Genomic DNA, 25260 nt, shown 5'->3' on the forward strand with positions numbered 1-25260 from the left:
GTTCCGCAACCCTTCGTGGCGCCCGGCCCTTCGGGGGGATGGCCGGAACCACGATGCAGGCCGACGCCCGGCCCTCGCGGCCGGGCGTCGCCGCGTCGTCGGTCAGCCCTTGGCGGCCCGGAAGCCGGCCTCGAGGTCGGCGAGGATGTCCTCGATGCTCTCGATGCCCACGGACAGGCGAACCAGCTCCGGTCGCACGCCGGTGGCGACCTGCTCGTCGGGGGTGAGCTGGCTGTGCGTCGTGGTCGCCGGGTGGATGGCCAGGCTGCGGACGTCGCCGATGTTGGCGACGTGGCTGTGCAGCTCGAGCGCCTCCACGAACCTCCGCCCGGCCTCGGCACCCCCTTCGATGCCGAACGCCAGCACCGAGCCGGCCCCGCGGGGCAGGTACCGCTTGGCCCGCTCGTACCAGGGGCTCGACGGCAGCCCGGCGTAGGCCACCCACTGGACCTCGTCGCGGGCCTCGAGGAACTCGGCCACGGCCTGGGCGTTCTGGACGTGGCGCTCCATCCGCAGGCTCAGGGTCTCGGTGCCCTGGATGAAGAGGAACGCGTTGAACGGCGACAGTGCGGCACCCATGTCGCGCAGGCCCTGGATGCGGGCCTTGGCGATGTAGGAGCCGTGCCCGAGCGCCTCCCAGATCTTCAGGCCGTGGTAGCTCGGATCGGGCTCGGTGAACATGGGGTGGCGGCCGCTGGCCCCGAAGTCGAAGGTGCCGCCGTCGACGATCACGCCGCCGATGCTGGTGCCGTGGCCGCCGATGAACTTGGTGGCCGAGTGCACGACGATGTCGGCGCCGTGCTCCAGCGGCCGGCACAGGTAGGGCGTCGGGACCGTGTTGTCGATGATCAGGGGCACGTCGTTGCCGTGCGCGACCCCGGCGACGCCCTCGAGGTCGAGCACGTCGTTCTTGGGGTTGCCGATGGTCTCGGCGTAGAAGGCCCGGGTCGTGGGACGCACCGCCGCCTGCCACGCGTCCAGGTCGTCGGGGTCGTCGACGAAGCTCACCTCGATGCCGAGCTTCGGCAGCGTGTAGTGGAACAGGTTGTACGTGCCCCCGTACAGCGAGGCCGACGACACGATGTGGTCACCGGCCTCGGCCAGGTTGAGGATCGCCAGGGTCTCCGCGGCCTGGCCGCTCGAGGTGGCCAGGGCGCCGACGCCGCCCTCCAGAGCGGCGATGCGGCCCTCGAAGACCGCCTGGGTGGGGTTCATGATCCGCGTGTAGATGTTGCCCGGCTCGGCCAGGGCGAACAGGTTGGCGGCGTGCTCGGTGTCGCGGAACACGTAGCTGGTCGTCTGGTAGATCGGAACGGCGCGCGACCCCGTGGTGGGGTCGGCCTCGGCGCCGGCATGGATCTGGCGGGTCTCGAAGCCCCAGGCCTTCTCGGTCATCGGAGGTCCCTCCACGGGTGGACACGTTCTACGACGGACGCCGCAGCCTAGGACCGAAAACCTGACCTGACAAGTAAGAAATCGGGGCGCCCCGGGTGGGGCCCCCGGGCTACCAGTCGCGCCCGGACGCCCCGACGCCGGCGATCAGCGAGGTCAGGAGGATGCCGCCCGGCAGGGCGCCCCAGAAGCCCACGGCGGTGACCCCCACGTTGCCGAGGAACAGCATGAGCAGCCAGGTGGCGGGGAAGGACGCGACGACGGCGACGATGACGATGACGACGAAGGCCATGTCGAGCAGCTCCTTGCATCGGGCGGAACCCCCGACGCTACCGCCGGCCGGAGCGGGGCCGGCGGATGCCCGCCGCGCCCGCCGCGCCGCCGCTCAGCCCCCGGAGACGTCCTGCGGTCGGGACTTGCCGGCGGCGATCCAGGGCATCATGGCGCGCAGCTCCTCGCCCACCTTCTCGACCTGGTGCGCCTGGCCTGCCGTGCGCAGCGCCTCGAAGCGGCGGCCACCCGACCGGTACTCGTCGACCCACTCGGTGGCGAACTCGCCGGTGCGGATCTCGGCGAGGATCGTGCGCATCTCCGCCTTCACCGCGTCGTTGATGATGCGCGGCCCCCGCGTGAGGTCGCCGTACTCGGCGGTGGTGGAGATCGAGTAGCGCATGCCCGAGATGCCGCCCTCGTACATGAGGTCGACGATCAGCTTCAGCTCGTGGAGGCACTCGAAGTACGCGCTCTCGGGCTGGTAGCCGGCCTCGACCAGGGTCTCGAACCCGGCCTGCACCAGGGCCGTCAGCCCGCCGCACAGCACGACCTGCTCGCCGAAGAGGTCGGTCTCGGTCTCCTCGTCGAACGTGGTCTCCAGCACGCCGGCCCGGGCTCCGCCGATGGCGTTGGCGTACGAGAGGGCCAGCGCCTTGGCCGTACCCGACGAGTCCTGGGCCACCGCGATGAGGCAGGGCACGCCGCCGCCCTCGGTGTAGGTGCGGCGCACCAGGTGGCCGGGGCCCTTGGGGGCGACCATCGCCACGTCGACCCCGGCGGGCGGCTTGACCAGGCCGAAGCGGATGTTGAAGCCGTGGGCGAAGAAGACGGCATCGCCCTCCCGCAGGTGCGGAGCGATCGACGCCTCGTAGACGTCCTTCTGGTGGGTGTCGGGGAGGAGGATCATCACCAGGTCGGCCTCGGCCGATGCCTCGTCGACGGACAGGACGCGCAGCCCCGCCTGCTCGGCCTTGGACGCCGACGGCGACCCGACCCGCAGCCCCACCCGCACGTCGACACCCGACTCCTTGAGGTTCAGGGCGTGGGCGTGCCCCTGCGAGCCGTAGCCGATCACCGCGACCGTGCGCCTCGCGATCAGGGAGGGGTCGGCGTCCTTCTCGTAGTACACGTTCGCCATCGGTTCAACCGGCCTTTCCGCCCACGGCACGGAGCCGTGGCGCGCTCTTGTCGAGACGGGGCAGGGCCACGCGGCCCGTGCGCTGGATCTGGACGATGCCATACGGGCGCATCAGGTCCTCGAAGTCGTCCAGCTTGGTGGGGACGCCCGAGAGCATGACCGTGATCTCGTCGTGGCCGACGTCGACGATCACGCCCTCGAACACCTGCACCAGCTCGATCACCTGGCCCCGGGTGGGGCCGTCGGCGCGCGCCGTGACCAGCATGAGCTCGCGCTCCACCGAGTCGGCGGGGGCCAGCTCGCTGATCTTGACCACGTTGATGAGCTTGAACAGCTGCTTCACGATCTGCTCGAGGGGGGCGGACTCCACGTCGATCACGATCGTGATGCGGCTGAAACGCTCGTCGTCGGTGGGGGCCACCGCCAGCGAGTAGATGTTGTAGCCCCGCCGGGCGAACAGCGAGGCAACGCGGGCGAGCACGCCCGCCTTGTTCTCCACCAGCACCGACAGGGTGTGGTGCGCACCGGGCGGGATCGTCATCGCTCGGCCCCCTCTCGCTGCGCCGGCGGCAGCACGATGTCGTCGTTGGAGCGGCCAGCCGGGACCATCGGGAACACCTTCTCCCGGGCGTCGGTGCGGAAGTCGATCACCACCGGCCGGTCGTCGATCTCGTTGGCCTTCTCGATGGCCGGGAGGACCTCCTCGGGGGCCTCCACCCGCAGGCCGACGCAGCCCATGGCCTCGGCCCACTTCACGTAGTCGGGCAGGTCGGGCGACAGGTACACCTCGGAGTAGCGCTCGTCGTAGAACATCTCCTGCCACTGCCGCACCATGCCGAGGTACGCGTTGTTCAGGATCGCCACCTTCACGGGGATCCGCTCGGTCGAGGCCGTCACCAGCTCCTGCGCGGTCATCTGGAAGCAGCCGTCGCCGTCGACCGCCCACACCATCCGGTCGGGCCGGCCCACCTTGGCGCCGATGGCCGCCGGCACCGAGAAGCCCATGGTGCCCAACCCACCCGAGTTCACCCAGGTGTACGGCTCGTTGAACCGCCAGTACTGGCTCGACCACATCTGGTGCTGCCCCACCCCGGACACGAGGATCGTGTCGCTCGGGGTGTTGTCGCGCAGCTGCTCCAGCACGAACTGGGGCTTCAGGGCATCGCCCTCACGCGACGGCTCGTAGGTGAGCGGGTAGTTCTCCCGCCAGCCCGAGACGCGGCTCCTCCACGCCGACGTGTCGGCCTGCTCCGTGCCGCCGTCGAGCAGCGCCCTGATCTCGCGCACGAGCTCCTCGATGACGAGGCGGCAGTCGCCCACGATCGGCACGTCCGGCTTGCGCACCTTGCCCTGCTCGGCGGGGTCGATGTCGACGTGGATGACCTTGGCGTCGGGGGCGAAGGCGTCGACCTTGCCGGTGACCCGGTCGTCGAAGCGGGACCCGAGGGCGATCAGCAGGTCGGCCTCCTGCATCGCGGTGACGGCGGTGTAGCTGCCGTGCATGCCGGGCATGCCCAGGCAGAGCCGGTGGTCGTCGGGGAACGCGCCCCGGGCCATCAGGGTGGTGACCACGTGGATGTCGGTGAGCTCGGCCAGCTCGCGGAGCGCCTCCGCGGCCCGGGCCTTGAGGATGCCGCCGCCGGCGTAGATCACGGGGCGGCGCGAGGCGAGGATCAGCCGGGCCGCCTCCTTGATCATGCGGGGGTGCCCCTTGGTGGTCGGCCGGTAGCCGGGAAGGTCGACCGACTCGGGCCAGTACCAGTCCATGGTGGCCTGGGCCACGTCCTTGGGGACGTCGACGAGCACGGGGCCGGGGCGGCCGGTGGTGGCGATGTGGAACGCCTCGCGCACGATCCGGGGGAGGTCCTGGGCGTTCATGACCAGCTCGTTGTGCTTGGTGACCGACCGGGTGATGCCGACCGTGTCGCACTCCTGGAAGGCGTCGGTGCCGATGGCGGTGCTCGGCACCTGGCCCGTGATCACGACCATCGGGATCGAGTCCATGTAGGCGTCGCACAGCGGCGTGACGATGTTGGTCGCGGCCGGCCCGCTGGTGACGATGGCCACGCCGGGGCGCCCCGTGGCGTGGGCGTAGCCCTCGGCCATGTGGCCGGCACCCTGCTCGTGGCGCACGAGGATGTGGCGGATCGGCGAGTCGATGATCGGGTCGTACACCGGCAGGATCGCCCCACCGGGGAGGCCGAACATGACCTCCACGCCCTCCATCTCGAGGCTGCGGATGAGGGCCTGGGCCCCGGTCAGCTGCATGTGCCTGTTGCTCCTGGCTCGTCGTTGAGGGGTGAGGCGGGATCGGTGATCGAGGTCCGAACGTGCAACGACCTCCCACGAGGGGAGGTCGTCGGTGCGCACGCGCGAGCGGGTCGGGCGTGCGCTACGTGACTACGAGGATCCGGCTGCGGACACACATCACCCCGACAGTCTGCCAGGGCTGCTCGCCCTCGGGCAACCCCGGGACCTCCGTCGGCCGTGCCTACGGCTGGGTGACCGCGCCCTGCTCGGCCCCGGTGACCAGGCGGGCGTACTTTGCCAGCACCCCCGTCGTGTACCGGGGCTCGGGGAGCCTCCAGCCGGCCCGGCGGGCCTCCAGCTCGAGGGGGTCGACGAGGAGGTCGATCGCCTTGGCGTGCACGTCGATCCGGATCCGGTCACCGTCGGCGACGAAGGCGATCGGACCGCCGTCGACGGCCTCGGGGGCGACGTGGCCGATGGAGAACCCCCAGGTGCCACCGGAGAAGCGGCCGTCGGTGACGAGGGCGCAGTCGGCCCCGCGGCCCGCCCCCTTGAGTGCGCCGGTGACGGCGAGCATCTCCCGCATGCCCGGCCCGCCCTTCGGTCCCTCGTAGCGGATCACCAGCACGCTCCCGGGCTCGATCGACCCGGCGAGGATGGCGTCCATCGCGCCCTGCTCCCCTTCGAACACGCGGGCCGTGCCCTCGAAGGTGAGCTGGTCGTGCGAGAGCCCGGCCACCTTCACGACCGATCCGTTGGGCGCCAGCGAACCGGTGAGGACGTTGATCCCGCCATCGGGGTGGATCGCGTCGGCCAGCGGGTGCACCACGATCCCGTCGGGGGCCGGCGGATCGAGATCGGCCAGGTTCTCGGCCATGGTCCTGCCGGTCACGGTGAGCACGTCGCCGTGCAGCAGCCCGGCCTCGAGCAGGTGGCGCAGCACCACGGGCACGCCGCCGACGGCGTCGAGGTCGGTCATGTGGAACCGGCCCCCGGGCTTCATGTCCGCGATGTGCGCGACCCGGCCGGCCACGCGGTTGAAGTCGTCGAGGTGCAGCTCGACGCGGGCCTCGTTGGCGATGGCCAGGAGGTGCAGCACCGCGTTGGTGGACCCGCCCAGGGCGTTCACGACGGCGATGGCGTTCTCGAACGCCTCCTTCGTGAGGATCTGCCGGGGGCGGATGCCGAGCTCGAGCAGGTGCACGACCGCCCGGCCGCTGTCGTAGGCGAAGTCGTCACGGCGGCGGTCGACGGCCGGCGGGCTCGCGCTACCCGGCAGGGCCATGCCGAGCGCCTCGCTCACCGACGCCATGGTGTTGGCGGTGAACATGCCCGCGCAGCTGCCCTCGGTGGGGCAGGCCCGCCTCTCGATCTCGCCGAGCTCGGTCACGGTGAGGGTGCCGGCCGCACAGGCCCCCACCGCCTCGAACACGCTGACGATGTCGAGGGCCCGGCCGTCGTGGTGCCCGGGGAGGATCGTCCCCCCGTACAGGAACACCGACGGCAGGTCGAGGCGGGCCGCCGCCATCAGCATGCCCGGCAGGCTCTTGTCGCAGCCGGCGAACGTGACCAGAGCGTCGAACCGCTCGGCGTGCATCACCGTCTCGACCGAGTCGGCGATCACCTCGCGGCTCACGAGCGAGGCCCGCATCCCCTCGTGGCCCATGGAGATGCCGTCGCTGACGGCGATGGTGACGAACTCGACGGGGAACCCGCCCGCGGCCCGCACGCCCTCCTTGGCCCGCTTGGCCAGCCGATCGAGGGGGAGGTTGCACGGCGTGACCTCGTTCCAGGAGCTGGCCACGCCGACCTGGGGCTTGTCCCAGTCGTCGTCGGTCATCCCGATGGCCCGCAACATGGCCCGCTGGGGAGCGCGCTCGTAGCCGTCGGTGACCTCGTGGCTCCGTGGCTTCATCTCGCTCGGCATGCCTCGCATGGTAGGCGCTGCCGGCGGCGGCCCCCCGGGGAGGCGCCGGCCTCAGGGAGCGACGACCTGCACGCCGCTGAACGACGTGTCGCTGACCTGCCAGGTGCGGACCCCGGTGTCCCCCGACTGCGGCACCGGGAACCCGGGCGGGCTGGCCGCCTCGAGGTCGGGGATCGTGAGGACCTCCTCGCCGCGCACCGACGCGGTGAGGGTGTTGCCCGAGACGACCACGTCGACGGCGACCGGGCCGCCGTACCAGTCGTAGTCGTCGGCCGCCGTCATGGCGATCGGGTCCGACTCGACGTTGTTGTACCACTGGCGCACCACGAAGCCCCCGAGGCCGGGGTCGACCTGGAACGTGTACCCGGAGCGGACGAACCCGGTGCCGTCCTGGTCGGCCCGGAGCCACACGCCGAACCCGTTGCCCTGGGTGAACTGCCCGGTGAGCATCACCCGGAGGTCCCGCACGTCGAGGCCGCCGAACCCCCGGCGGTCCCCGGTGGATCCCGGCGGGAACACGATCGTGCCGTCGGGGAGGACCTGCCCCCCGTTCATCACCACCCACTCGAGGGCGTACGGATCGTCGAGCACCAGCCGGCCGTCGAGCTCGGTCGCGGCGTCGGCGAACCCCCCGCCCACCCGATCGCCCAGGTAGCCGACGGCGCCGATCGCGACCGCGACGAGAAACCCGAGGAGCAGCGCGTACTCGACGAGGGACGCGCCCCGCTCGGACGAGCTCGCGTCGGGGACCCCTGGGGTCCTCACCTCGCCGTGGCCCATGCCAGCCTCCCGGAACGACTCCGGCACGACACGTATCGGCGCGACCGCCGGCCGCCTTGAGCGCGGACGCCCCGCGCGACCGCGGACGCGTCGACGAGGCCTCGCGCCCGGTCAGAACCCGGTCGAGAGGAAGGGAGCGGGGAAGGAGGCGAACATGGTGTCGGCCAGGGCCAGGGCCTCGGGACGCAGCCCGTGCACCCGGCCCGCCCCGGCCAGCGTGGACGGCGCCACCCCGCCGAGCAGCACCGACGCCAGGTCGGCGGCCGACATCCCCAGATCGGGCGGGTCGTCGGTGCGGGCGCACGCTGCACCGTCGGCATCCGCTTCGAGCAGGTAGCACCCGTCGTTGCCCGGAAGGTGGCCGTCGACGATCTCGAGCACCAGCCGGCCGGGGACGGAGTAGGTGCGCGACGCCAGCACGCGCGGGATGTCGAGGAGCCGCAGCCAGAGGCCGTCGTGCCGGCTCGTCACCCGCAGCCGGCGTGGATCGGCCAGCAGGTGGCGGATCGGGTCGTCGACGGGGAGCCGGTGGGCGGTCACCGTCGTGACCAGGTCGGCGTCGAGGGCGACCCGCCAGAGGGCGGCGTTGGCCTCGGGCGTCGTCGCCACCACCTCCTGCAGCTCGAGCGCGCCCGCCGGGAGGCTGTGCCGCCACTCGGCCGTGCGTCGATACGTGAGGTACCCGTCGATCGCGCCACCGTGCGCCTCGTGCACGACCCAGCGGCGGTTGCCGGCGCGGCCCCGGAACCACGCTGGGTCCTCGGTGGCGAGGTCCCAGTACGCGTCGTCGCGGTCGATGTCGCCCGGACGGGCCCGGCGCACCCGGTCGAAGAGGGGCGGCACCAGCAGGCGGGCCTCGGCAGGGGTGACGAAGCGCACCGAGCCGGGGTCGTCGAGCGGCCGGGCGAAGCCGCCGTGGCTCGTGTCGATCTCCACCGAGAGCGCGCTGGTGGCCACGCCGTAGCCGAAGCGCTCGTAGATCGTGGCCTCCGAGGCGATCAGGATCGCCACCGGCTCACCCCGCTCCTCGGCCTGCGCGAAGAGCCAGGCCATCATCGCCCGGAGGGCGCCGCGTCGGCGATGGGTGGGGAGCACCGCAACGGCGGTGACGCCGGCGGCGGGAACGATCGCCGGGCCGGGGAGGGTGAGCTCCAGCGTGTACGCCGATGCGGTGCCCACCAGCCGGCCCCGGTCGAACGACCCGACCGACCGGTCGAGCTCGAGGAAGCGCGCCCGGTCCAGACGCTCCTCGTCGGTGGGGTCGGGTTCGCCGAAGGCGACGGAGGCCACGTCCTGGAAGGCGTGGACCTCGTCGGCGGTGATGGGGCGCACCTCCAGATCCATGCCCGTGGTCTACTCCCCGGTGCGCCCGAAGGCGGGGTGGCCCCGGTCAGGGCGCAACCGCCTCCCCCGCGAGCGGCGGCACGGCAGCGGCCCCGGGCGGCGCCCCCGAGGCCTCCTCCGCCGTCACGCCCTCGGCGGACCGGGACCGGACCGGGAGGAAGGCCAAGGTGAGCACCGCGCCGGCCAGGGCCACGCCCGCGGCCACGAGCACCCCGACGTGCAGTGCGTCGACGAACGCACCCCGCGCCGCGGCCGCCAGGAGCTCGGCCGCGGCACCGGGTGCCCGCGCCGCCACCTCGAGCGCCGCCCCCACCGAGCTCCGGGCGGCCGCCAGCGCCTCCGGCGGCACGGGCCTCCCGTCCAGCGCATCGGCCAGGCGCGCGCCGTACACCGAGGAGGCGAGGCTGCCGATGACGGCCACGCCGAGTGCCCCGCCGACCTGGCGCGTGGTGTCGTTCACCGCGGACCCCACCCCCGCCCTGGCCCGCGGCAGCGACCCCATGATCGACTCGGTGGCGGGTGCCATCGTGCACCCCATCCCGACGCCCATGACGATCATGGGGATCGCGATCAGGCCGTAGGACGAGTCCACCTGGTACGTGGCCGCGAGGGCGAGGCCGCCCGCGATGAGCGCGAGGCCGGCGGCGACCACCAGCTTCGTGCCGACCCGCTCGACCACCCGGGCGGAGATGGGGGCGGCGGCCATCACGGCCAGGGCGTACGGCACGATGCGCACACCGGCCTGCAGGGGCGTGTAGCCCTTGACGAACTGCAGGTACTGCGTGAGCAGGAAAAGCGACCCGAGCAGCGAGAAGAACGTGAGCGTCACCGCCGCGCTGGCCGCGGTGAAGCGCGGGTCGCGGAAGAAGTGCAGGTCGAGCATCGGGTGGTCGGAGTGGAGCTCCCACGCCCCGAACAGCCCGAGCAGCAGCAGGGCGGCGGCGAACGCGCCCACCACCTCGGGCTCCGTCCAGCCGGTCGAGGGCGCCTCGATGATCGCCCAGATCAGCAGGGTCAGACCGGCGATCGACAGGATCGCGCCGAGCGGGTCGACGCGGGGCGCCGACGGGTCGCGCGACGTGGGCACGACAGAGCGGCCCGCCACCAGCGCCGTCAGCACGACGGGGACGTTCACCACGAACACCGATCCCCAGTAGAAGTGCTCGAGCAGCCAGCCGCCGATGACGGGCCCGAGGGCGACGCTGAGCCCCGACACCGCGGCCCACACGGCGATGGCGCGGCCACGCTCGCGCGGCTCGCGGAACACGTCGGTGAGGATCGACAGCGTGGCCGGCATGATCAGCGCTCCGCCGATCCCCATGAAGGCCCGGGTCGCGATGAGCTGCGTGGGGCTGTCGGACAGCGCCGAGAGCACCGAGCCGGTGCCGAACACCAGCAACCCCACCTCCAGGGCGCCCTTGCGCCCGAAGCGGTCGCCGAGGGCACCGGCGGTGAGGACGAGGCCGGCGAACACCAGCACGTAGGCGTCGACGATCCACTGCAGCTGGCTGGTGCTCGCCCCCAGGTCGCGCACCAGCGTGGGGATCGCCACGTTCAGGATCGTATTGTCGAGCACGATGATGAACAGGCTCATGCAGAGCACCACCAGCGTGAGCCACCGGCGACGGGGTGGTGCCTGCGCCATGCGGTCAGTATGGGCCCCGGCCGATGCCGTGGCGACCGCCCCTCGGCCTAGCGTGGGGCAGCCGGGCCCACGGGGCCCGCCCGGGAGGATCGATGACCGACAGCACCGGCGAGGGACACGAGCCGGAGACGGCCGAGGGGGCCGAGCGACCCGAGCCCGAGGGGGTCGACGCACCCGACACGGTCGGGCAGGCCCCGGCATCGCCGGCCGAGTCGCCCGAGGAGGAGCTGGCCCGCCTGCGCGCCGAGGTGGCCGCCCTGCGGGCCGGCACACAGGCCCCCGCGCCACCCCAGGCGGAACCCCGGGCCGAGCGGCACGGCCACCCGCGTCTGCGCGTGACCGGCGCGGTGGTGCTGCTCGTCGTCGGCTCCCTCCTCGCGGTGCTGGCGAACGTGGGGCTCTGGACCCGCAACGTCGTGCTCGACACCGACACCTACGTCGACACCGTGGCGGCGCTGCCCCAGAACCCGGAGGTGGCCCGCGCCCTCGCCGTGTTCTCGGTCGACGAGCTGTTCACCCAGGTCGACGTGGAGCAGAAGATCGAGGACGCGCTGCCCGAGGACTTCCAGTTCCTGACCGGCCCGGCCGAGTCGGCGGTGCGTGGCTTCGCGGAGGACGCGGCGACCACCGTCATCCAGAGCAACGCCTTCGACACGATCTGGACAGCGGCCCAGCGCCAGGCGCACGGCCAGGCCCGCGGCCTGCTGCTCGACGGCAACGGCGTGCTCGTGACCACCTCGGGAGGTGAGCTGCAGCTGCGGCTCGGCGCGCTCGTGAACGCGACGCTCGACGAGCTGGGCACCACCGGCCGGGACCTGTTCTCGAACCTCGACATCCCCGACGACGTCGGCACCGTCACCGTGGCCGAGAACGACACCATCCGCCAGGCGCGCACGGCCGTGCAGACGCTCAACTGGAGCCCGCTGCTCCTCGTGCTGCTCTCCCTGCTCTGCTTCGCGGGCACGGTCGCCCTCTGGCCCCGCCACCGGCGCGGCCTGGTGGCCGTGTGCATCGGCGTGATCGTCGTCATGGGGCTCACGCTGTTCGCCATCGCCGTCGGCCAGGCGGTGGGCGTGAGCCGGATCGACGATCCCACCTACCGCGCCGGTGCCGAGGCGGCGCTGGGCATCCTCGACCAGGGCCTGGCGGAGCAGACCCGCACCCTGCTGCTCCTCGCGCTGCTCGTCGGCGTGATCGCGGTGGTGACCGGCCCGGCCCCCTGGGCGGTCCGGGCCCGAGCCGCCGTGCGCGACGGTGCCGCCGACCTGTGGCGGCGGCTCGGCACGCCCGAGAACCGCGAGCAGGTCGTGGGCGCGGCCGCCACCTACAAGGTGCCGATCCGCATCGGCATCGCCACCATCGGGGTGATCGTGCTGGTGTTCTTCACCGGCATCTCCCTCACGTCGATCCTGGTGGTGGCCGCCCTCGTGGCCCTCGCCCTCATCGGCGCCGAGGCACTTGCCTCCTCGGGGACGCCCGCCGAGGAGGGAACCGCCGCCGCCGGGGCCGAGGCACCGGCCGGCGGAGCACCGGCCGGCGCGATCCCGGTCGGCGGAGCCGGGCGCCGCGAGACGGCACTGCAGTGGATGGCCGACCACCGCGTCGGGGTGCGCGTCGGCGTGATCGGGCTCGGCCTGGTCCTCCTGCTCCTCGTCGGCCTGTCGGTGGGGAACCTGATCGTGATCGCCCTCTTCGTGGGGCTCGCCCTCCTGGGCCTGGAGGTGGCCGCGGTGGGCCCGGCGCAGCCCCCGCCCGGCCCGGGCGGTCAGCCGGCCGCGGTGGGCCCCGGCGAGCCCGCCCGGTAGGGTGCGCGCCGTGCCCCGCTCCCGATGCCTCGCCGGCCTCGTGCTCGCCGCGCTCGTCCTCGCCGGGCTCACCGCGTGCGGCGGCGATGACGACGACGGCAGCGCCGGCACGAACACCGAGGCGGTGCCGGCCGACCAGTGGGCCGACGAAGTCTGCAACGTGCTGCAGACCCTCGCCGAGGCCGTGCAGACCAACGCCGACCAGCTGGCGCAGGTGATCCCCACCCTCGGCCAGACGCCGACGCCCCAGGAGGCCGTCGAGGGCCCGGTCGCCGACATGAGCGCCGCCTACACCGATGCCCAGAACGGCGTGGCGAACGCCGGCGTGCCCGACGTCGCCGGGGGCGACGACGTCTCGCAGGCGCTGCAGGACACGATCGAGCAGGTCAACGGGCAGTTCGACGAGGCCTACGCGGCCGTCGGCGCGGCCAGCCCGACCGACGCGGCGTCGGTGACCGACGCCGCACAGGCCCTGGCGGAGGCGTTCACCACCGCCACGACCACCCTGATCGGCACCCCGGACCTGCTGGCAGGGGTGTCGGCCGACGCGAGCGACGAGCTCACGGCCGCCTTCGAGCAGTCCGCGGCCTGCCAGCAGCTGGCCGCGGCCGCCGGCTAGCCCCGACCTCGCCGCGCTCAGCCGGTCAGTCGGCGGACGAGGCGGCCCGCCCACGGAGCAGGGCGGTGACGGCCTTGCCGTCGGCCTGCCCCTGCGTGGCCTTCATCACCCGGCCGACGAAGAACCCCGTGAGCTTCCCGCGCTCCTTGTCGTCACCGGCCCGGTAGCGCTCCCACTCGGCCGGGTTGGCGGCGATCACCTGCTCGACGGCGGCCGCGAGGGCGTCGGCGCCCATGGCCTCGAACCCCTTCGCCGCCGCCACCGCCTCGGGATCGCCGCCGTGCTCCACCAGCTCGGCCAGCACCTGCTTGGCCTGCGTGGCGGTGAGCAGCGAGCCGACCTCCATGGTCGTCAGCGTGGCGAGGGCCGCGGGGTCGAGACCCGCGGCCCGCTCGTCGGTCAGGTCGTGCTCCACGTGGGTGAGGACCCGGGCAGGGTCCCCGCCCGCGGCGATGGCCGCGACGGCCAGCCCGTCGAGGTCGCGCTCGACCGCGATGGCCACCGCCGGGGTCGCCGCGTCGACCGCGGCTGCGGACGCGAGTGCGGTCCGGCGCTCCGCGGGCAGCACGGGCAGTGCCTCGCGGACCCGCTCGATCCATGCCGAGCCGGGGTCGACCGGCACCAGGTCGGGCTCCGGGAAGTACCGGTAGTCGTCGGCCTCCTCCTTGGAGCGCAGGGTGTGGGTGCGGCCCTCCTCCTCGTCCCAGTGCCGGGTCTCCTGGCGGACGCGCCCGCCCGTCTCGAGCAGATCGACCTGACGGCGGGCCTCGTACTCGATGGCCCGCCCGAGCGAGCGCAGCGAGTTGAGGTTCTTGATCTCGCAGCGGGTGCCCAGCATGTCGCTCCCCGCGGCACGCACCGAGACGTTGGCGTCGACGCGCATCGAGCCCTCCTCCATCTTGGCGTCGGACACGCCCGTCGCCAGGAGGATCGACCGCAGCTCGGCCACGTACTGACGGGCCTGCTCGCCGCTGCGCAGGTCGGGCCGGCCGACGATCTCGAGCAGCGGCACGCCCGCCCGGTTGTAGTCGACGAGGGAGTGCGCGGCCTGGTGGATCCGGCCACCGCCCCCGACGTGGGTGGTCTTGCCGGTGTCCTCCTCGAGGTGCGCGCGCTCGATGCCGACCCGCTGGCCCGAGGGCAGCTCCAGCCACCCGTCGGTGTTGATGGGCAGGTCGTACTGGCTGACCTGGTAGTCCTTGGGCATGTCCGGGTAGAAGTAGTTCTTCCGGTGGAAGATCGAGGGCCGGACCTCGCAGTGGACCGCCGCTCCCAGGCGCATGGCCAGCTCGACGGCCTGGCGGTTGAGCACCGGCAGCGAGCCGGGCAGGCCGAGGCACACCGGGCACACGTTGGTGTTGGGCTCGTCGCCGAAGCGGTTGGGGCAGCCACAGAACAGCTTGGTGGCGGTGGCCAGCTCGCAGTGGACCTCGAGGCCGACGACGGTCTCCCAGTCGCCCATCAGCGCAGCTCCTCCCCTGCGGGTGCCGCGGCTTCGAGCACGGCGGCGGCACGGAACATCCTGGCCTCACCCATCGCCGGGGCGAGGAGCTGCACCCCCACCGGCAGGCCGTCGGTGCCGGTGCCGAAGGGCACCGACACGGCGGCGTGTCCCGCCAGGTTGGTGGGGATCGTGCACACGTCGGACAGGTACATCGACAGCGGATCGGACGTCTTCTCACCCAGGGGGAAGGCCGTGGTGGGGGTGGCCGGCGACACGAGCAGGTCGACCTGCTCGTAGGCCCGCGCGAAGTCGCGGGTGATGAGCGTGCGCACCCGCTGGGCCTTGCCGTAGTAGGCGTCGTAGTAGCCCGCCGACAGGGCGTAGGTGCCGAGCATGATGCGGCGCTTCACCTCGGCGCCGAAGCCGGCCTCACGGGTGGCCGCGTTCATGGCCGCGGTGTCGGCCGCGTCGACGCGCAGCCCGTAGCGGACCCCGTCGTAGCGGGCCAGGTTGCTCGACGCCTCGGCCGGGGCGATCAGGTAGTACGCCGACAGCCCGTAGGTCACCGCCGGCACCGACACCACCTCGACGGTGGCGCCGGCCGCCTCGAGCGCGGTGGCCGCCTCGTCGACCCTGGCGAGCACGTCGGGGGCGATGCCGTCGCGCAGCTCGGCCAGCAGCCCGACACGGAGGCCGGCGACGCCCTCGTCGAGGGCGAGCGACACCTCCGGCGGCGGGCCGGGGATCGAGGTGGAGTCCCGCGGGTCGTGGCCGGCGATCACCTCGAACAGCGCGGCGGCGTCGGCGACCGTGCGGGCGAACGGGCCGATCTGGTCGAGCGACGAGGCGAAGGCCACGAGGCCGTAGCGCGACACCAGGCCGTACGTGGGCTTCACCCCCACCACCCCGCACAGCGCGGCCGGCTGGCGGATCGACCCGCCGGTGTCGGAGCCCAGGGCCAGGGGGGCGAACCCGGCGGCGACGGCCGCGGCCGACCCGCCGCTCGACCCGCCCGGCACCCGGGTGGGGTCGTGGGGGTTGCGCGTCGGCCCGAACGCCGAGTTCTCGGTGGAGGAGCCCATGGCGAACTCGTCGAGGTTCGTCTTGCCCACCACCACCGCACCGGCGGCCACCACCCGCTGCACCGCGGTGGCCGTGTAGGGCGGCCTCCACCCCTCCAGGATCCGGCTGCTGCACGTGGTGGGGATGCCCCGCGTGCACAGGTTGTCCTTCAGGGCGATCGGCACGCCCGCGAGCGGGCCCGGATCGTCGCCCGCGGCCACCCGGCGGTCGACCTCGTCGGCGGCGACCCGGGCTTCGTCGGCGACCACCAGGTTGAAGGCGTGCAGCTCGGGCTCGCGCGCCTCGATCCGCTCGAGGTGCTCCTCGAGCACGTCGCGCGCCGACCGCCGCCCGGCGCGGACGCCGCCTGCGATCCCGAGCGCGGTCTCGGTCGAGCTCACGGCGCCTCCCCCAGGATCGGCGGCACCCGGAAGCGGCCGTCCTCGGCCGCGGGGGCCTGGGCCAGCACCTCGTCGCGGTCGACTCCCGGTCGGACGACGTCGTCGCGCAGCACGTTGGCGAGCGGGTAGGGGTGGGTCGTGGGGGGCACGTCGGCCAGCTCGAGCGCTTCCACGTCGGCGGCGTGCTCCAGCACCGCGCCGAGCTGCTCGGTGTAGCGCTCCAGCTCGTCGTCGGTGAGGTCGAGGCGGGCGAGCCGGGCCACGTGGGCGGCCTGCTCCCGTGAGATCGATCCGGGCACGGCGGCCCATGCTAGGCGTCCCTCTCCCGGCATCCTCCCGGCCCCGGCCCCTGCCCCGGCCCCGGCCTCGGCCCCGGCGAATCTTCGCGGCGCCGTCGTGCCGGCGTCACCCGGCGCTCACCCCACGGCCACGTACGCCGTCGAGCATGGACGCCCCCCCCCCCCGGTCACGAGGAGGATGCAACGTGCGAATCCCCAGCCCGGCGCTCTCGGTGATCTGCACGGCGATGCTGACCCTCGGCGCCTCGGGGTGCGGCGGCGACGGCGAGAGTGGGGCCGACGCCACCAGGCCCGACACCACCGCGCCGGCCGGCACCGGGGCCGACGCGCCCGACACCTCGGCCCTGCCCGAGCCCCTGCGAATCCTGGTCACCAACGACGACGGGGTGGGCGCCCCCGGCATCGACGTGCTGGTGGAGGCCCTGCGGGCTCAGCCCGGTGTGGAGGTGATCGTCGTCGCGCCGGCCACCAACCAGAGCGGCACGGGCGGATCGACCACCCCGGGCGAGCTGGCCGTGGCCGACGCCACCACCGCCAGTGGCTTCCCGGCCACCGCGGTGGCCGGCTTCCCCGCCGACACCGTCATCTGGGCGACCGATCTCGGCGGCCTGGCCGAGCGGCCCGACCTGGTCATCTCCGGGATCAACAACGGCCAGAACCTGGGCCCCCTCACCCAGGTGTCGGGCACCGTCGGGGCCGCCAGGGCAGCCGAGGCCCGCGGGATCCCCGCCCTGGCCGTGAGCCAGGGCATCGCCGACAGCCCCGACTTCGCCACCGGGGCGGAGCTGGCGATCGCCTGGCTCGAGGAGCACCGCGACGCCATCGTCTCCGGCGAGGCCGCCGACGGCGTGGTCGAGAACCTGAACGTGCCCACCTGCCCGTCCGGTTCGGTCCGAGGCGTGGTCGACGTGCCCACCGCGACCGACGCCGGCGGGCGCGACCTGCTCACGACCAGCTGCACCTCGACGGTGGAGGACCCCGCCGACGACATCGACGCCTTCATGAACGGCTTCGCGCCGCTGGCCCCGGTGCCCGCGACCTGAGCCGCTGCGGCCCGGCCAGCCGCCGGCGCGCTAGCCCCGCTGGAGGGGCGGGAAGGCGGGCGGGCGCTTCTCGAGGAAGCTGGCAACGCCCTCGGCGAAGTCGGGGGCGCCGAACGACCCGACCATGAGCCGGGTCGACTCCTCGAGGGCGGCGGCCGAGCCCGCCTCCAGGTGCGCGTACACCTGGTGCTTCATCGCCGCCATCGAAGCGGGCGAGCAGTTGAGGGCCAGATCGTCGGCGTACGCGAGGGCGCCGGCGAGCAGGTCCCCCGGCGCCAGCACCTGGTTGACCACCCCGAGCTCGTAGGCCTCCTCGGCGAGGAAGACCCGGCCCGACAGCAGCAGGTCGAGGGCACGCGCCGGGCCGACGAGCCGGGGCAGCACCCACGACACGCCGTGCTCGGCGACCAGCCCGCGCCGGGAGAAGGCGGTGGTGAGCTTCGCTCCCTCGGCCGCGAACCGCAGGTCGCACATGAGGGCCTGCACCAGCCCCAGCCCCGCGCAGGCCCCGTTGATCGCGGCGATGACCGGCTTCGGGATGCTCAGGGTGTGGAGCTGGGAGCGCTGGTCGCGGGCGACCTCGCCGGCCCCGGCCCCGGCCCCGGCCCCTGCCGCGCCGATCTCCTGCAGCAGCTCCATGTCGGCGCCGGCACAGAAGCCGCGGCCGGCCCCGGTCACCACGATCACCCGCACCTCGGGGTCGTCGGCGGCCCGGTCGAGCAGGTCGAAGTACCGCCGGCCCAGCTCGTCGGTCCAGGCGTTGAGCCGCTGGGGGCGGTTCAGGGTGAGGAGCGCCACCGCGCCCCGCTGCTCGTACAGGACCACGTCACTCACTGGTCTCCTCCGGGGTCGCGTCGACGTCGGCACCGGGCGGCACCGCCGAGACCTGGCCGGCGATCGCCTCCCGGGGCTCTCCCCGGTGGCGCACCAGGCCGAACACCAAGAACGCGACCGAGCCGACCAGCAGCACCCCCATGACCACCTCGTTGACGCGCAGCCCGAGGATCTCGTTGGCCGGGTCGATGCGGAGCCGCTCGATCCACAGGCGGCCGAGGGCGTAGCCGCCGACGTACAGGGCGAACAGGTAGCCGCGGGGCAGCCACCGCCTGCGGTCGACCCAGAGCAGCAGCCCGACGAGGGCCAGGTTCCACAGCACCTCGTACAGGAACGCGGGGTGGAACGTGCCGGGGCCGACGTAGCCGGCCGGCCAGCGGTCGGGATCGATCTCGAGGCCCCACGGCAACGTCGTGGGGCGGCCGAAGAGCTCCTGGTTGAACCAGTTCCCGAGCCGGCCGATCGCCTGGGCCAGCGGCAGGGCCGGCGCGATGGCGTCGGCCAGCGGGCCGAGCGGGAGGTGGCGACGGTGGGCGACCCACACGCCGGCGGCTGCACCCAGCGCGATCCCCCCGGGGATGCCGAGGCCGCCCTCCCAGATGTACAGGGCCCGGATCGGATCGTCGGTGAAGCGCTGGTAGTCGGTGATCACGTGGTAGAGCCGCGCGCCGACCACGCCGGCCGGGACGGCCCAGAGGGCCAGGTTCGCGATGTCGCCCTCGGCCCCGCCGCGCTCGATCCACCGGCGGTTCGCCAGCCACGCAGCGGCGAGGACGCCCAGCGCGATCATCACCCCGTAGGCCCGCAGCTGGAGCGGGCCCAGGTGGATGGCGTTCGAGCCGGGGCTCGGGATCGAGGCGAGCCACGACCCCGCCCCGGCCAGCACGGGGATCACGGCGCGCCGACGACCCGGTGGGCGAAGGACACCGCCGCCTCCTCGATGAGGGCCCGGTCGTGGTCGAGCGTGGCCACGTGGTAGCTGCGCTCGAGCGTGACCCGCTCGACCGGCCCGCCGACCGACGCAGCCAGCAGATCGCTCGAGGTGGGCGGCACGACGTGGTCCTGCGGGCTCGTCATGACCAGCGCCGGGCAGGTGATGCCCCCGAGCCGGGGGCCGAGGTCGTCGAAGGCGGCGAAGAGCGACAGGAGGGGCGCGAGCGGCGTCTCCTCGTAGGCGAGCTCGCGCACGTCGGGATCGGCGATGTCGGAGCCGATGCCCGGCATCACCGCGAGGCCCTGATCGAGCATGCCCTGCACGATCTCCTTGAAGTGCTCGTCGGGCTTCTCGGCCGCGGCGTTGATGCAGACGATCCCTGCGATCTCGGGGTGGCGCGTCGCCAGCCAGCAGGTGAGCGTGCCCCCCATCGACAGCCCGGCGACGACCACCCGGTCGCAGCGAGCGGCCAGGTCGAGGTAGGCGGCCTCGGCCGCGGCCGACCAGTCGGCCCAGCTCGTCTCGAGCATGTCGTTGACCGACGTGCCGTGCCCCGGGAGCAGGGGGAGCTCGACCGCGAAGCCGGCGGCTGCGAAGGCCTCGGCCAGGCCGCGCATGGAGTGGGGGCAGCCCGTGAAGCCGTGCAGCACGAGCGCGCCGTGGGGGCCGCCGGGAGCCGACAGGGGCTCGGCGCCGGGCAGGGGTCGGGGCGTCATCGCAGTGCCCTCCTGGGGTGAGCGCCCGGCATCAGCGCCGGACGTACGGGTCGTTCGGACCGAGCGGCTCCAGCCACCAGCCCTCGGCGGCCGGCGTCCAGTCGGGGTCCTCGTAGATGCAGTCGACGGGGCAGGGGTCGAGGCACTTGCCGCAGCCCGAGCACAGCTCGGGCACGATGATCACGTCGATCCCGTGGTTGAAGATGGCGCCGAACTGCGGCGGGCAGTGCCGCAGGCACGTGTCGCAGCTGATGCACTCCGACATCTCGATCCGAAGGGGAGGCTGCTGCCACGTCGCCTTGCGCTGCCGGGCCGCGATGCGATCCCCCCGGGTGCCGGCCACGGAGGCAGACCCTACCGAACGACAGGGCGGCCGATCCGGCCGCCCACGACCGCCGGACGCCCGCGACGAACGGGCCGAGGCGTTGCTAGCGTGCGCCGAGCCACGAGCCAGGCGACACGACCAAGGAGCCCCACGGTGACGAAGCACAGATTCCTGAGCGAGGAGTGGATGGAGGAGGCCCAGCGGATCCGCGAGGAGTACCGCGGGAAGACCAAGCCCATGGCCCACTCGGTGAAGATGAACCAGATCATCACCGAGGTGCCCTTCAGTGGCGAGCACACCACCATCGAGATCCACATGGACAGCTCGTCGGGCGAGATGGAGATGGGCCTCGGCCACCTCGACACCCCCGACGTCACCGTGACGGTCGACTACGCCACCGCCAAGGCGATCTTCGTCGACCAGAACCCGCAGGCCGGGATGCAGGCGTTCATGTCGGGCAAGATCAAGGTGCAGGGAGACATGACGAAGCTGATGGCCATGCAGGCCGGCGGGCCCGACCCCGTCGCCCACGAGCTGGCCGCGAAGATCAAGGACATGACCTCCGACGAGTGACCCGTCGGAGGGTGAGCGAGGGCAGGGGGCGCCAGGTGGCGCCCCCGCTCCGCGGCAGGGGTCAGCGCGCCGACGAGCGCACGAACGACGCTGTCAGCGCACCCAGGAGGCACACCGCGGCCCCCACCAGGTAGGCCTGGTGGTACGAGGCGGCCAACCCCACCGCGTCGACCCTGCCGAGCTGCACGGTCTGCATGATCTGGATGCCGGCCACGACCCCCACCTGGCTCACCAGCTGCTGGGTGGCACCGGCCACGCCGAGGTCGTCCTCGGAGACCGAGTTGGCGATCGACGCCGCCATCGCCGGTGACGACCAGCCGAGGCCCAGGCCCGAGAGGGCCAGCGCCCCGATGATCACCAGGTCGGACGTGCCCGGCGCCACCGTGGCCAGCCCCACCATCGACGCGGCCACGATCAGGGCACCCCCGACCCCGGCGGCGCGCTCCCCGACGCGCACCGTCACGAAGCCGGCCAGCGGCCCCGCGATCGAGAACGTGAGCGGCCGGAAGATCGAGAGCAGGCCGGTGCGGGTCTCGCCGTAGCCGAGCACGTCCTGCAGCAGCAGGGGCGTGATGATGAACCCGCCCATGTAGGCGAAGTTCGTGAAGAACTGCGTCACCACGGGCGCGGCGAAGTTGCGGCGCCGCCAGTACCGCAGGGGGATGAGCGGGTCCGCGGCCCGACGCTCGACGGCGAGGAAGGCCGCCCCCGCGATCGGCACCAGCGCGAAGCCGAGCACCACCACCGGGTTCGACCACCCCCAGGCCGTGCCCCGGTTGAGCGCGAAGAGCAGGCTCGTGACGGTGACCGCCAGGGTGACGGCTCCGAGCACGTCGAAGCGGCCGCCGTCCCGGCGCTCCGTCTCGGGCAGGACGGCGGCCGCCCACACGATCCCGACGAGGATCAACGGCACCTGGGCGAGGAAGATCCACCGCCATCCGAAGGCCTCCACCACGGGCCCGCCGACCACCACCCCCAGCACGGGGGCTCCGGCCGCCACCATCGACCAGAAGCCGAGGGCCTTCACCCGCTGGTCGGGGGGGAAGACGCTGTTGATGAGGGCCAACGAGGCGGGCCCGGCCGCGGCCCCGAGGCCGGCTCCCAGCACCCGGAAGGCGATGAGGGACGCCGCGCTCCACGCCACCGCGGTGAGGCCGGCGAACACCATGGCGCCGGTCATCCCCACCAGGAACAGCCGCCGGTGGCCGTAGCGGTCGGCCGCCTTCCCGAGGGCCGGTCCCACCACGCCGAACACCAGCAGCGGGCCGGTGATCACCCAGGTCAGCGTGCTGTCGGCCGCCCCGAGGTCGTCGGCGATCGACGGGATCGACACAGCCAGGAGGGTGATGGTGGCCCCCACGGTCCCCAGCCCGAAGAGCACGGTGGCCAGCACGACCCACGGGAAGCGGGTGCTGGCGCGGGCGCGCTCGGCCAGCCGGCGGTGGAGCAGCAGCGGCCAGGGCGCGACCGCGACCTCGTCGGCGCCCACGGCGTCGATGGCGACGCTGCTCGCCTCGTTGCCACCCTTCCCGACCGGGTGCGGGTCCCGAGGCTGCGGCTCCGTCGCTCGGGGACGGGGCACGCCCCGCGGTCAGCCGGCGAGCTTGGAGAGCTCGGCCTGGAGGTCGGCGACCGTCCAGCGGCTGTCGCGCTCGATGCCCTCGGCCATGCGCCACGGCGTGAACAGCTTGACGGTGCCGCCCTGCACGAAGAACACCTTGCCGTTGAAGGGGCAGTCGACGGTGGCCAGGTACGCGACCAGCGGCGAGATGTTCGCCGGGTCCCACACGTCGAACGCACCCGGGTCCTCGGGCGGCCTCACCATGTCACCGAGACCAGGCGTGGCCTCGGTGAGGCGGGTGCGGGCGGCCGGGGCGATGCAGTTGCTGCGGACCCCGTAGCGGTTCAGCTCCTGGGCGCAGATCACCGTGAAGGCGGCGATGCCGGCCTTGGCCGCGCCGTAGTTCGTCTGGCCGGGGTTGCCGATGAGGCCCGAGGTCGACGAGGTGTTGACGATGTTCGCCCGCACCTCCTTGCCCGCCTTCACCTGCTCGCGCCAGTACGCGGCGGCCCAGCGGGTGGGGACGAAGTGGCCCTTCAGGTGGACGTGGATCACGGCGTCCCACTCGTCCTCGGTCATGTTCACGAGCACCCGGTCGCGCAGGATGCCGGCGTTGTTCACCAGCACGTCCAGGCCGCCGAAGGCCTCGACCGCGGCGTTGATCAGCCGCTGGCCACCCTCCCAGTCGGCAACGTCGTCGTGGTTGGCGACGGCCTCGCCGCCCATGGCGCGGATCTCCTCGACCACCTGCTGGGCCGCCGACAGGTCGCCACCGGTGCCGTCCATGTTGCCGCCCAGGTCGTTGACCACGACCTTGGCGCCCTCGGATGCGTAGAGCAGCGCGTGCTCCCTGCCGATGCCGCGCCCGGCGCCGGTGATGATGGCGACGCGTCCGTCCAGAGCCCCCATGGTGCAGTCCTCCCCTCACTGGCCCGGCCGGCCGCCGGTGGCCGGGAACCTTCGCCCGAGGGAGGGGGGGCGCGCAAGTCCCGCTCCCCGCCGCCGATCAGCCCAGGTAGATGTCGACGACCGTGCCCCGCCCGACCACCTGGCCGCCGGTGGGGCTGGTGGTGAGCGCCCGGCCCCGCGCCGGGCCGAACACCTGCCCGGGCACCAACCCGGCCGCCTCGAGGGAGGCCGCCGCGCCGTCGAGGCTCTGGCCCGCCACCTGGGGCACGGTGACCAGGTCGGGACCCTTCGACACGTTGACGACCACGGTGGAGTCGCGGGCTGCGGCCTCGCCCTCGGCCGGCTCGGTCGACAGGACCAGCCCGACGTCCACGGTGTCGGAGAACACGTCGTTGCGCTCGGCCACCAGGCCCAGCTCGGCCAGGGCCACCTCGGCCTGCTCGAACGTGCCGCCGGCCAGCGGCGGGACCGTGCGAGGGGCCGGACCGGCCGAGACCACCAGGTCGACCGGGGTCCCCTTGGGGAGCTCGGCACCGGGCGCGAGCTGCTCGCCGCCGGCCCACCAGCTCATCACCACGCCCGCGGGCACCGTCTCGCTGGGATCGGGCTTGACCTGGCCGACGGCCAGCTCGGCCGCCGCCAGCTGCGCCAGGGCCTCGTCCTGGGTGACCTCGCCGAGGTCGGGCACGGCGGTGAGGGTGGGCCCCTCGGACACGGTCAGGCGGAGCGTGCGACCCTCCCGCAGCCGCGTGCCGGCCTCCGGGTCCTGGGCCACCACCTCGCCGGGCACCGTGCCGTCGACGCGCGTCGGCTCGACCTCCACCTTCCACCCGAACTCGGCCACGTCCCGCTGGGCGTCCACCTCGGAACCGCCCACCAGCGGGGGCACCTCGTGGGTGGGGGTGCGGGCCTGCACCACGAAGAACGCCCCCACCGCGCCGGCCACCACCGCGAGCACGACGGCCAGCACGACGGGCCAACGACGCCCCTTCCGGCTCGTCGCCGCCGGTGGGCGCCCGCCGGCGGGCGGCGCCGTCCCCCCCGCGGGGAGCATGGTGGGGTCGAGCTCGGGCAGGGCGTCGAGGGCCGGGTCGGGCGCGTCGAGGGGCAGGGGCTCCGGGCGCGGCAGCTGCGTGGCCGACGCCACCAGGGCACGGCCCAGCGCAGCCGCGTCGAAGCGCTCGACCGGGTCGGGGCGACCACCCCGCTCGAGCACCGCCTGCAGCGGACCCAGCTCGTCGGGCACCGGCAGCAGGGTGTCGACCCGGCCCATCAGGGTGGCGACGGTGGTGTCGGCCGCGAACGGCACCTGGCCGGTGACCGACTCGATCAGCACGAGGGCCAGCGAGTACACGTCGGTCTTGCCGTCGACCGGGTCGCCCTTGGCCTGCTCGGGCGACACGTAGCGCGCCGTCCCCACCACGGCGCCGGTGGGCTCGGTCCAGCCGGCCTCGGCCAGGGCGCGCGCCAGCCCGAAGTCGGCGATCCGCACCCGCCCCTCGTCATCGAACAGCAGGTTGGCCGGCTTGATGTCGCGGTGCACGAAGCCCCGGCGGTGCGCGTAGTCGAGGCCTCGCGCCACCTGGAGGCCCACCTCGAGGGCCTGGGAGGGCGACAGGCGCAGGCCCCGGTCGAGCAGGGTCCGCAGGCTCCCGCCGCTGAGGTACTCCATCACCAGGTACGGCGTGCCGTCGTCGTCGCCCCAGTCGTACACGGCGAGCACGTTGGGGTGGCTGAGGGCGGCCGCGGCCCGCGCCTCGGCGCGGAAGCGGCGCAGGAACGCCTCGTCGTCGGCCAGGGCGGGGTGCAGCAGCTTCACGGCCACCCGGCGACGAAGGACCACGTCGTCGGCCAGGTACACCTGGGCCGATGCACCCGTGCCGAGCACGGCGATCAGGCGGTAGCGCCCCCCCAGGACCCGGCCGATCTGTTCGGCCATCCGGGACGTGGCCACCGCGCCAACCTACCCGCCTCCCCCGCGCGAAC

General features: G+C 73.5%; 23 protein-coding genes. 4 read left to right on the forward strand and 19 right to left on the reverse strand.

Translation table 11 applies throughout. The features are described from left to right. Positions 1-102: 102 nt before the first annotated feature. The 9 genes from IPM45_06420 to IPM45_06460 all read right to left on the reverse strand — a co-directional run bounded on the left by IPM45_06420 (position 103) and on the right by IPM45_06460 (position 10749). Positions 103-1395 (reverse strand): bifunctional o-acetylhomoserine/o-acetylserine sulfhydrylase, encoded by a 1293-nt coding sequence (locus IPM45_06420; protein ID MBK9179199.1) that lies wholly within the window; start codon positions 1393-1395, stop codon positions 103-105. Positions 1396-1504: 109 nt separating this feature from the next. Next, positions 1505-1684, reverse strand: coding sequence for a hypothetical protein (locus IPM45_06425; GenBank protein MBK9179200.1), 180 nt, complete (start codon positions 1682-1684; stop codon positions 1505-1507). Positions 1685-1777: 93 nt separating this feature from the next. Then, positions 1778-2803 carry a ketol-acid reductoisomerase gene (gene ilvC / locus IPM45_06430; protein MBK9179201.1) on the reverse strand — a complete coding sequence of 342 codons (1026 nt, stop codon included), beginning with the start codon at positions 2801-2803 and terminating at the stop codon, positions 1778-1780. A gap of 4 nt (positions 2804-2807) precedes the next feature. Further along, the gene (gene ilvN / locus IPM45_06435; GenBank protein MBK9179202.1) at positions 2808-3344 is read right to left on the reverse strand and encodes an acetolactate synthase small subunit; all 537 of its coding nucleotides are present in this window, start codon (positions 3342-3344) and stop codon (positions 2808-2810) included. Continuing rightward, positions 3341-5071, reverse strand: a complete 1731-nt coding sequence (locus tag IPM45_06440; protein MBK9179203.1) for an acetolactate synthase large subunit — start codon at positions 5069-5071, stop codon at positions 3341-3343. Before IPM45_06440 ends, ilvN begins: the two co-directional genes overlap by 4 nt. A 223-nt stretch (positions 5072-5294) precedes the next feature. Beyond that, positions 5295-6989, reverse strand: a complete 1695-nt coding sequence (gene ilvD, locus IPM45_06445) for a dihydroxy-acid dehydratase (protein MBK9179204.1) — start codon at positions 6987-6989, stop codon at positions 5295-5297. Positions 6990-7031: 42 nt separating this feature from the next. Next, on the reverse strand, positions 7032-7760 hold the full coding sequence (locus IPM45_06450; GenBank protein ID MBK9179205.1) for a hypothetical protein: 729 nt from the start codon (positions 7758-7760) through the stop codon (positions 7032-7034). A gap of 111 nt (positions 7761-7871) precedes the next feature. After that, on the reverse strand, positions 7872-9104 hold the full coding sequence (locus tag IPM45_06455) for a GNAT family N-acetyltransferase (GenBank protein MBK9179206.1): 1233 nt from the start codon (positions 9102-9104) through the stop codon (positions 7872-7874). A 46-nt stretch (positions 9105-9150) separates the two neighbouring features. Further along, a complete protein-coding gene (locus IPM45_06460; GenBank protein ID MBK9179207.1) occupies positions 9151-10749 on the reverse strand; it encodes an MFS transporter in 1599 nt (532 codons plus the stop codon). 92 nt (positions 10750-10841) lie between these two features. Here IPM45_06460 and IPM45_06465 point away from each other — a divergent pair, with 92 nt between their 5' ends. Both IPM45_06465 and IPM45_06470 read left to right on the forward strand, forming a co-directional pair. Beyond that, complete coding sequence (locus IPM45_06465; GenBank protein MBK9179208.1) at positions 10842-12554, forward strand: hypothetical protein; 1713 nt, start codon at positions 10842-10844, stop codon at positions 12552-12554. 10 nt (positions 12555-12564) lie between these two features. Further along, entirely contained in the window at positions 12565-13173 is a 609-nt protein-coding gene (locus IPM45_06470) for a hypothetical protein (GenBank protein MBK9179209.1), read from the forward strand. A 25-nt stretch (positions 13174-13198) separates the two neighbouring features. On the opposite strand, the gene gatB is transcribed toward IPM45_06470, so the two are convergent. Genes gatB through gatC form a run of 3 tightly spaced genes read right to left on the reverse strand, consistent with a single transcriptional unit; the run spans position 13199 to position 16379 of the window. Beyond that, entirely contained in the window at positions 13199-14635 is a 1437-nt protein-coding gene (gatB, locus tag IPM45_06475; GenBank protein ID MBK9179210.1) for an Asp-tRNA(Asn)/Glu-tRNA(Gln) amidotransferase subunit GatB, read from the reverse strand. Next, a complete protein-coding gene (gene gatA / locus IPM45_06480) occupies positions 14635-16080 on the reverse strand; it encodes an Asp-tRNA(Asn)/Glu-tRNA(Gln) amidotransferase subunit GatA (protein ID MBK9179211.1) in 1446 nt (481 codons plus the stop codon). The genes gatB and gatA overlap by 1 nt, the downstream gene beginning before the upstream one ends. Further along, entirely contained in the window at positions 16077-16379 is a 303-nt protein-coding gene (gene gatC, locus IPM45_06485) for an Asp-tRNA(Asn)/Glu-tRNA(Gln) amidotransferase subunit GatC (GenBank protein MBK9179212.1), read from the reverse strand. The genes gatA and gatC overlap by 4 nt, the downstream gene beginning before the upstream one ends. Before the next feature lie 227 nt (positions 16380-16606). Here gatC and IPM45_06490 point away from each other — a divergent pair, with 227 nt between their 5' ends. Further along, a complete protein-coding gene (locus IPM45_06490; protein MBK9179213.1) occupies positions 16607-17422 on the forward strand; it encodes a survival protein SurE in 816 nt (271 codons plus the stop codon). Between the two features lie 30 nt (positions 17423-17452). On the opposite strand, the gene IPM45_06495 is transcribed toward IPM45_06490, so the two are convergent. The 4 genes from IPM45_06495 to IPM45_06510 are packed head-to-tail and all read right to left on the reverse strand — an operon-like array spanning position 17453 to position 20171. Beyond that, positions 17453-18289: an enoyl-CoA hydratase gene (locus tag IPM45_06495; protein MBK9179214.1), complete on the reverse strand. Its 837-nt coding sequence runs from the start codon at positions 18287-18289 to the stop codon at positions 17453-17455. Next, the gene (locus tag IPM45_06500) at positions 18249-19151 is read right to left on the reverse strand and encodes a prolipoprotein diacylglyceryl transferase (protein ID MBK9179215.1); all 903 of its coding nucleotides are present in this window, start codon (positions 19149-19151) and stop codon (positions 18249-18251) included. The genes IPM45_06495 and IPM45_06500 overlap by 41 nt, the downstream gene beginning before the upstream one ends. After that, a complete protein-coding gene (locus IPM45_06505; protein ID MBK9179216.1) occupies positions 19148-19906 on the reverse strand; it encodes an alpha/beta fold hydrolase in 759 nt (252 codons plus the stop codon). Before IPM45_06505 ends, IPM45_06500 begins: the two co-directional genes overlap by 4 nt. A 31-nt stretch (positions 19907-19937) precedes the next feature. Beyond that, a complete protein-coding gene (locus IPM45_06510; protein ID MBK9179217.1) occupies positions 19938-20171 on the reverse strand; it encodes a 4Fe-4S binding protein in 234 nt (77 codons plus the stop codon). 213 nt (positions 20172-20384) lie between these two features. Here IPM45_06510 and IPM45_06515 point away from each other — a divergent pair, with 213 nt between their 5' ends. Beyond that, a complete protein-coding gene (locus IPM45_06515) occupies positions 20385-20804 on the forward strand; it encodes an SCP2 sterol-binding domain-containing protein (GenBank protein ID MBK9179218.1) in 420 nt (139 codons plus the stop codon). A gap of 61 nt (positions 20805-20865) precedes the next feature. On the opposite strand, the gene IPM45_06520 is transcribed toward IPM45_06515, so the two are convergent. The 3 genes from IPM45_06520 to IPM45_06530 all read right to left on the reverse strand — a co-directional run bounded on the left by IPM45_06520 (position 20866) and on the right by IPM45_06530 (position 25228). Then, complete coding sequence (locus tag IPM45_06520) at positions 20866-22293, reverse strand: MFS transporter (protein ID MBK9179219.1); 1428 nt, start codon at positions 22291-22293, stop codon at positions 20866-20868. Positions 22294-22395: 102 nt separating this feature from the next. Then, complete coding sequence (locus IPM45_06525) at positions 22396-23274, reverse strand: SDR family oxidoreductase (protein MBK9179220.1); 879 nt, start codon at positions 23272-23274, stop codon at positions 22396-22398. Between the two features lie 97 nt (positions 23275-23371). Next, on the reverse strand, positions 23372-25228 hold the full coding sequence (locus IPM45_06530; protein ID MBK9179221.1) for a protein kinase: 1857 nt from the start codon (positions 25226-25228) through the stop codon (positions 23372-23374). Positions 25229-25260: the final 32 nt, after the last annotated feature.

The sequence above is a fragment of the Acidimicrobiales bacterium genome (assembly GCA_016716005.1).
Classification (GTDB): Bacteria; Actinomycetota; Acidimicrobiia; order Acidimicrobiales; family JADJXE01; genus JADJXE01.

Coding starts and splice junctions, on each gene's coding strand:
- IPM45_06465 (MBK9179208.1), top strand. CDS start 10,842: ATGACCGACAGCACCGGCGAGGGACACGAGCCGGAGACGGCCGAGGGG.
- IPM45_06510 (MBK9179217.1), bottom strand. CDS start 20,171: ATGTCGGAGTGCATCAGCTGCGACACGTGCCTGCGGCACTGCCCGCCG.
- ilvC (MBK9179201.1), bottom strand. CDS start 2,803: ATGGCGAACGTGTACTACGAGAAGGACGCCGACCCCTCCCTGATCGCG.
- IPM45_06455 (MBK9179206.1), bottom strand. CDS start 9,104: ATGGATCTGGAGGTGCGCCCCATCACCGCCGACGAGGTCCACGCCTTC.
- IPM45_06450 (MBK9179205.1), bottom strand. CDS start 7,760: ATGGGCCACGGCGAGGTGAGGACCCCAGGGGTCCCCGACGCGAGCTCG.
- IPM45_06425 (MBK9179200.1), bottom strand. CDS start 1,684: ATGGCCTTCGTCGTCATCGTCATCGTCGCCGTCGTCGCGTCCTTCCCC.
- IPM45_06505 (MBK9179216.1), bottom strand. CDS start 19,906: ATGACGCCCCGACCCCTGCCCGGCGCCGAGCCCCTGTCGGCTCCCGGC.
- IPM45_06525 (MBK9179220.1), bottom strand. CDS start 23,274: ATGGGGGCTCTGGACGGACGCGTCGCCATCATCACCGGCGCCGGGCGC.
- IPM45_06420 (MBK9179199.1), bottom strand. CDS start 1,395: ATGACCGAGAAGGCCTGGGGCTTCGAGACCCGCCAGATCCATGCCGGC.
- ilvN (MBK9179202.1), bottom strand. CDS start 3,344: ATGACGATCCCGCCCGGTGCGCACCACACCCTGTCGGTGCTGGTGGAG.
- gatB (MBK9179210.1), bottom strand. CDS start 14,635: ATGGGCGACTGGGAGACCGTCGTCGGCCTCGAGGTCCACTGCGAGCTG.
- IPM45_06460 (MBK9179207.1), bottom strand. CDS start 10,749: ATGGCGCAGGCACCACCCCGTCGCCGGTGGCTCACGCTGGTGGTGCTC.
- IPM45_06440 (MBK9179203.1), bottom strand. CDS start 5,071: ATGCAGCTGACCGGGGCCCAGGCCCTCATCCGCAGCCTCGAGATGGAG.
- IPM45_06490 (MBK9179213.1), top strand. CDS start 16,607: ATGCTGACCCTCGGCGCCTCGGGGTGCGGCGGCGACGGCGAGAGTGGG.
- ilvD (MBK9179204.1), bottom strand. CDS start 6,989: ATGCGAGGCATGCCGAGCGAGATGAAGCCACGGAGCCACGAGGTCACC.